Genomic DNA, 7,161 nt, shown 5'->3' on the forward strand with positions numbered 1-7,161 from the left:
GGTAAGTCAGCACTTTACTGGCTATAACGCTTAAGCCAAGCTTGCTCAAGAGCCATTTGCCAAGTCGGATGTGGTTCTTCAATTGAATTGAAAAGCTTAGTTTTTTGTGCACTACCAGTTAAATAAGAGGCTTGCAACACGGAAGGGTCGCCCCAGACATTAATATCCCCTTTCTTCGATTGAGCTTCAGGGCTAAGTAAGAAATTTGTTACCACCATTGCACCTTCTTTCGCATTTGCATTCCATGGGATGGCAAGGAAATGAATGTTTGATAATGCGCCATTTTTCCAAGCGTAGCTTGCTGTTGTGTCTGCAAGTTTGCCGCTGGCTTGCGCTGAAAATACTTCATTTGGATTAAAGGTAATCGCAATATCGATTTGGTCATCGTCAAGTAGTTGAATAAGTTCTGGTTGGCTTGTTGGAAATTGTTTTCCTTGTTGCCAAGTTAGTGGTTTTAAGGCATCTAAGTAAACCCAAAGAGGTTGTGTTATTTTGTCAAACGTCCTTGGATCGACCGGCTGTGCTAACGCAGGATCGTTATTCGTCAATTCAATTAATAACGCTTTTAAAAAGCTAGTGCCGTGAAATTGCGGTGGTTTAGGGTAAGTAATTCGCCCTGGATGCGCTTGGGCATACTCTAATAAAGCTTTTGCCGAATTAGGTGGCGATGGAAGTTTTTTAACATCATGAATATACACTAATTGACCAACACCCCATGGGGCTTCTAAACCGTTAGTTGGTTCAGAAAAGTCATTGTCTACTGGTAAGGTTTTATCCACTTTTTGCCAGTTTGGCAGCGTTTCAACGAAAGGGCCAAATAACAGTTGGTTATTTTTCATTGATTTAAAGTTTTCGCCATTAATCCAAACCAAATCAACACTACCACCTTCATTTTTACCTGCTGCTTTTTCTGCAAGAAGACGTGTGGTCGTTTCAGATATATCGCTGACTTTGACATGGTGAAGCGTAATGCCATAACGTTTTTTGACTTGTGCACTGGCCCAACGAAGGTAGTCGTTAATTTCTTGACTGCCCCCCCAAGCATTAAAATAGACGTCCTGTCCTTTTGCTTTGCTTTCTATTGCTTGCCAATTAGTAGAGTCATCTTCCGCATAAGAGATAGAAGATAAAGCCGTCGACAGGGCTAAAGTACAGCTAAGCAAAAAACGTTTCATATCAATCCTTACCTAAAATTAAATGCTGCTATATCAGACAGGCCAAAAGACAAAAAAATTTCATTTTTTATTAATAAATTAGGATTCTACAGAAGAAAAGTCACCTATATGAGTCAGATTAATCTGATTCAGTGCCCTTTTAATAAAAAACCAGCGACGGCCGCTGGTTTTATGTAATAAAAACGGTTTTCTTACAAATTAGTTGAGTTTTTTGACCGTCGAACGTTCGAGAATTTCTGGGAACATTTCAAATACTTGCTTGGCGTGATTCTTATCTTTAATTCGCTCGAGCAGAATTTCTACCGCATTTTTTCCTAAACGGCGTTTAGGCTGGTGGATTGTGGTCAATGGTGGTGAAAAGTAAGCGGATAAATCGATGTTGTCATAACCAATCACCGAAATATCGTCTGGTACACGCATCCCTTTTTCTTGTAAACGGCTCATTAAGCCTAATGCCATAATGTCATTAAAGCAGAATACGGCAGTGGGCTTTTTATCCATAGCTAAAATCTTATCGGCAGCGAGCACAGCCGTATCACACTCAAAGTTACCTTCTATTAACCATTCATCCGGTAAAGACAAGCCTTCTTCCGCTAAAGCTCGTTTGCAACCTGCAATACGTTCAATACAAGCCATCTTTTCAAAGTGACCGCTTAAACAAGCAATATCGGTATGGCCATTATCGATCAAATAACGAGTGGCTAAATAGCCGCCTTCTTCTGAATTATCAATGATTTTATCGGCTTTAGAGGTCTCAGGGCCCCAATCCATAACAACTTTTGGAATATCAGGGTGACCATCAAGCATGCCACGAAGTTCTTCATCAAGATCCGAACACATCACTAATAAACCATCGACACGCTTACCGGCTAACATACGAATATAGTCACGCTGCTTATCAACTAGGCCACCAGTATTGCATAAGATTAAAGTATAACCTTGGCGATAACAGTAGCTTTCTACGCCATCGACCACTTCAGCAAAAAATGGGTTGGTTGATTGGGTGACGAGCATACCAATGGTGCTGGTAGTGTTACATTTTAAACTACGGGCAACTGCACTTGGGGCATAGTTAAGTTCTTTAACGGCCGCCATGACTTTTTCTTGCGTTGTTTCTGCAACAAAGCGAGTTTTGTTGATGACATGAGACACGGTGGTGGTGGATACACCAGCAATACGTGCGACATCTTTGATTGTAGCCATAGTGAGTTCCCTTTGTGCGGAATGTACTTATGTTCAAGCGACTAAAAAGATAAAAGCCGCCTTATTATTAGCGGCTTAGAATGATTTAATATTATTTGAACAGTGATTTTAGTCTGAATTGATAGCGCTGACAATCAAATGACAGTTTTTTATCAATGAAAGCAATCGTCAGCGTCAACGTTTGCTTTCATGGTTTGGAAGGCGGTTAACCTGAACGAATAATGATTTATTCAAATGGTGTGGCAGCTTCTACAGGCCCTGGTTCTGTCGCTAAAGTATTGCGAAGTGATAACCACCAACGACCAAGTTGCTCATGCCAGTATCGCTCACTTTGTTCTAAATACTTGGCTTGAGGAGTAAAGCGGTCCCAAGCTTGGTTTATGTTATCAAAAGCAAGGTAATTGGTTGGTGCCGGAATTGGCTGTAATCCAGCGCTTTTAAACTCTGTCATTGCGCGTTTCATGTGACTGGCCGATGTCACTAGAACAAGGCGTTTTGAACCAACAAAGCCAGATGCTTGTCTTGCTTCTTCCCATGTGTCTTTGGCACTTTCTAATAAAATGATATCCGATTTCGTGACCCCTAATGAAACGGCAACGGTTGCCATCATACGTGCATTACTGACAGATGAACCCGCAGCATATCCGGATAAAATCAGTTTAGCGCCAGGATACATCCTTAAAATACGGATACCCTCAGCAAGTCGCATTAATCCATTACGGGACAATTCGGATGTCGGCGGCATGTCTGCGTCTACGGTATGACCACTGCCTAGTACCATCACATAATCTATAGTTCCTTCCACTGGTAAAAAGGCTTTATAAGCTCGTTCAGTTGGCTTTAATAGTGGTGTTGAAACGGGTTGAAAAGAAAAAAGAAAAATACCCATCAATGAAATGAAAGTTAGCGCGCAACCAGCGCCGCGCTTATAGGTAAACATAATAAGAAAAAGGCCAATAAACCCGATGATTAATAAGGCAGGTAAGGGCATTAATAAAGATGACAATATTTTTTTTAGTTCAAACATTCTAGATAGTCCGAAAATTCATCATTTAGTAAATAAAACGTAGTAATTGCTTTATTCCTGTATTTGCTGTGACAGAATACACGCAAAATTTAGTTATCTTAAACGAAAAAAGATGAACCAAGACCGAAATTTCGATGATATAGCTCATAAGTTCGCCAAAAATATTTATGGATCGGATAAAGGTAACATCCGGAAAACCATTGTTTGGCAGGATTTGGAGCAAGCTCTTGCTTTGCTTGAAACTCAATCCTCCCGCTTGATGATACTTGATGCAGGTGGTGGTTTAGGACAAATCTCTCAGAGATTAGCTCAGTTTGGACATCAGATTGTCCTGTGCGATATTTCTAGTGAAATGTTAGAACTTGCCAAACAAGATGTTGAACAGCATGAACTTAGTGAACAATTTCGGTTTGTTCATTCATCAATACAAGATCTCGATCATCAATTTGATGAACCGGTTGATTTGGTTCTCTTTCATGCAGTGATGGAATGGCTTGAAAACCCACAAGAAGTCTTAAAATGTGTATTAAGTAAACTAAAGCCAGGCGGAGTCGCATCGGTGATGTTTTATAATCATCATGGGTTGGTTTTGAAAAATGTAACTTGTGGTAACATTCCGCATATTTTGCAAGGAATGCCCCATAGAAAGCGGTTTAAGTTACAACCCCAGAAAGGCTTGATACCTGAAAACGTCTATCAATGGATAGAAAACGAAGGTTTTAATATTTGTGGAAAGTCCGGTATTCGTTGCTTCAATGATTATATCGGTAATCAACAATACATGGGTGACTTTGATGTGGAGGATGTTATGGCATTAGAGCAACAGTTATGCCGAACAGAGCCATATTTATCCTTAGGGCGTTACATCCATGTTTGGGCACAAAAACCGCTATGAATTTTATATTTTCAGACATAAATAGAATGAACAGGAACAAGAATGAGTGAGATTACTCAAGATGTTGTTGAGCCAGCCATCAATCAACAACCGATTGATGAACTTGTCGGTTGGGTAAAACAACATGATTTTTCATTAAATTTAACTACAGAGCGATTAGCATTCTTAATTGCTATTGCAGTTTTAAGTGATGAGAAGTTTGATGAAGAGTTAGGCGAAGGCGAGTTGCACGATGCATTCAATATCGTTACTCGTTTATTCGAAGACACCGGTGAAGCCTCGGCATTTCGTGCCAACAATGCGATTAATGAATTGGTATCTCAAAGATTACTGAGCCGCTTTGTCAGTGAGCTAAATGATGGTGCAAGTATTTATCGTATCTCACCATTGGGGGTTGCGATCACCGGTTATTATGTCCGCCATCGTGAATTCTCTAAATTAAAATTGTCGATTCAACTTTCTATGGTTGCCGATGAAATGTCGAAAGCGGTGACCTATGCTCAACAAGCTACCACGATAGGGCATTGGCAAAAAAATGTGTATGGCGTTTTAAAATATTCGGTTGGAGAAATTTTTGATCGGATCGACTTAAACCAACGTGCAATGGACGATCAACAAATTTCCATCAAGCAACAAATTGCCGAGCTGCTCAACCAAGATTGGCGTGATGCGATCAGCAGTTGTGAAAGTTTATTGTCAGAGACATCAAGCACATTAAACGAATTACAAGAAACCCTGCAAGCGGCTGGTGATGAGCTGCAATCTCAATTGCTCGATATTCAACAAATTATCTATGGTCAAGAAGGGTTAGATATCATCGATGCCATTCTTTTCTCATTACAAACCAAGCTCGATCGCATCATTAGTTGGGGCCAACAAGCGATAGATCTGTGGATTGGTTATGACCGTCATGTGCATAAATTCATTCGTACTGCGATTGATATGGACCAAAACCGCGCTTTCAGTCAGCGTTTGCGTCAATCGGTAACCGATTACTTTGATGCGCCTTGGTACTTGGTGCACTCCGATGCTGAACGTTTACGTGATATGCGTGATGAAGCCATGATGCTTCGTAATGATGAAGTGACGGGCGCGATTCCCGATGAAGTGGAATACGAAGAACTCAGCGTAGTGGATGATGCACTCAGCCTACGTGTAGAAGCGATGCTCAAGCAGCATCAAGAAACGGGACAAGCCATTGATTTAGGCCGTGTGCTACGAGATTACTTAGCTGAACACCCCGCGACTCAACATTTTGATTTAGCCCGAATGGTTGTCGATCAAGCGGTAAGAATGGGGTATTCGGAATCCGATTACCAAGCAATTCAACCGGATTGGCAAGCAATTAATGATTTTGGTGCAAAGGTACAAGCAAATGTCATCGATAAATACTGATTATAAAGCACCCGAGAGTGCCGACTTCTCCGAACAAGACTACATGCCAACACAATTGGTTAAGGCCTTGTCTAATTCATTATTTCCAGCATTAGACAGCGCATTGCGCGCCGGTCGCCATATATCAAGTGATGATATGGATAACCACGCTTTTCTAAGCGATTTTGATACCGATCTTGGTATTTTTTATCAACGCTATAATGCGGAATTGGTCCGCGCCCCGGAAGGTTTTTTCTACCTTCGACCACGCTCAACCTCACTGATTGGGCGTAGCGTGTTGTCCGAACTGGATATGCTGGTAGGGAAAATTTTGTGTTTCTTATACTTAAGCCCTGAGCGTTTGGCGCATGAAGGTATTTTTACCAATCAAGAATTATACGAAGAATTGCTTAGCCTTGCTGATGAAAAAAAGCTGATGCGATTGGTCACAAACCGTGCCACTGGTTCGGATTTAGATAAAGAAAAACTGTTTGAAAAAGTACGCACGTCACTGCGTCGTCTGCGTCGTATAGGCATGGTTTTACCGGTCGGCGATGATGAAAAGTTCCGTATCAGTGAAGCGGTATTTCGCTTTGGGGCGGATGTACGGGTTGGTGATGATATTGCGGCAGCGCAATTACGTTTAATCCGTGATGGTGAAGCGGTACTCGATCCAAGTAAAGTTAAGGGTACGCAAGAACAAGATGCGTCTGATGAACAAGTCGACACTGAGTCAGAACAAGACGAACAAGAACAAGCAGGTGGCTTATGAGCGAGCAAGATAAAGTGATTGATCAAGGAAAAGGCATTGCTCGAGGCAAATACCAATCGCTGACCATGATCAACTGGAACGGTTTTTTTGCACGTACTTTTGATATTGATGGCCTAGTGACAACACTCTCTGGCGGTAATGGTGCCGGTAAATCGACCACCATGGCAGCTTTTATCACAGCCTTAATTCCTGATCAGAGCTTATTGCATTTTCGTAATACTACTGAAGCGGGCAGTTCTCAAGCATCACGCGATAAAGGCTTATTCGGTAAACTGCAACCGGGTACCTGTTATTCCGCTTTAGATGTAGTGAACTCACGTCATCAACGCCTATTGTTTACGGTTAAACTGCAACAAGTTGCAGGGCGAGATAAGAAGGTTGATATCAAACCGATCCTTATCCAAGGCCTGCCAAGTCATGTGAAACCGACAGACGTATTGATCGAAACGTTACCAAACGGTCAAGCACGCGTTCGCCCATATAACGAATTAAAAGAGAAAATAGCTGAATACGAAGGCGTGATTTTAAAGGCATTTACATCGGTTGCTGATTACCACAGCATGATGTTTGAAATGGGCGTGTTGCCGAAGAAACTGCGCAACACTGGCGACCGTTCTAAGTTCTATCGCTTAATTGAAGCGTCGCTTTACGGTGGTATTTCCAGTGCTATCACTCGTTCTTTACGTGATTATTTACTGCCACAAAATGGCGGGGG

General features: G+C 41.6%; 7 protein-coding genes. 4 read left to right on the top strand and 3 right to left on the bottom strand.

The window, feature by feature from the left end; all coding sequences use genetic code 11:
* Positions 1–14: 14 nt before the first annotated feature.
* From A1QC_RS08885 to elyC, 3 genes are all read right to left on the bottom strand, one after another.
* Positions 15–1,175 carry an ABC transporter substrate-binding protein gene (locus A1QC_RS08885; protein WP_017024061.1) on the bottom strand — a complete coding sequence of 387 codons (1,161 nt, stop codon included), beginning with the start codon at positions 1,173–1,175 and terminating at the stop codon, positions 15–17.
* 198 nt (positions 1,176–1,373) lie between these two features.
* On the bottom strand, positions 1,374–2,378 hold the full coding sequence (gene purR, locus A1QC_RS08890) for an HTH-type transcriptional repressor PurR (RefSeq protein WP_017024062.1): 1,005 nt from the start codon (positions 2,376–2,378) through the stop codon (positions 1,374–1,376).
* A 226-nt stretch (positions 2,379–2,604) separates the two neighbouring features.
* The gene (elyC, locus tag A1QC_RS08895) at positions 2,605–3,405 is read right to left on the bottom strand and encodes an envelope biogenesis factor ElyC (RefSeq protein WP_017024063.1); all 801 of its coding nucleotides are present in this window, start codon (positions 3,403–3,405) and stop codon (positions 2,605–2,607) included.
* 112 nt (positions 3,406–3,517) lie between these two features.
* Between elyC and cmoM the strand changes: the two genes are divergently transcribed.
* The 4 genes from cmoM to A1QC_RS08915 all read left to right on the top strand — a co-directional run.
* On the top strand, positions 3,518–4,300 hold the full coding sequence (cmoM, locus tag A1QC_RS08900) for a tRNA uridine 5-oxyacetic acid(34) methyltransferase CmoM (RefSeq protein ID WP_017024064.1): 783 nt from the start codon (positions 3,518–3,520) through the stop codon (positions 4,298–4,300).
* Positions 4,301–4,342: 42 nt separating this feature from the next.
* Positions 4,343–5,695: a chromosome partition protein MukF gene (mukF, locus tag A1QC_RS08905; protein WP_017024065.1), complete on the top strand. Its 1,353-nt coding sequence runs from the start codon at positions 4,343–4,345 to the stop codon at positions 5,693–5,695.
* Positions 5,676–6,446, top strand: a complete 771-nt coding sequence (gene mukE, locus A1QC_RS08910) for a chromosome partition protein MukE (protein ID WP_017024066.1) — start codon at positions 5,676–5,678, stop codon at positions 6,444–6,446. The genes mukF and mukE overlap by 20 nt, the downstream gene beginning before the upstream one ends.
* Positions 6,443–7,161: ATP-binding protein (locus tag A1QC_RS08915; RefSeq protein WP_017024067.1), on the top strand; the 719-nt coding region annotated here is incomplete at its 3' end. The genes mukE and A1QC_RS08915, both read left to right, overlap by 4 nt.

The organism is Vibrio rumoiensis 1S-45 (assembly GCF_000286955.2).
Classification (GTDB): Bacteria; Pseudomonadota; Gammaproteobacteria; order Enterobacterales; family Vibrionaceae; genus Vibrio; species Vibrio rumoiensis_A.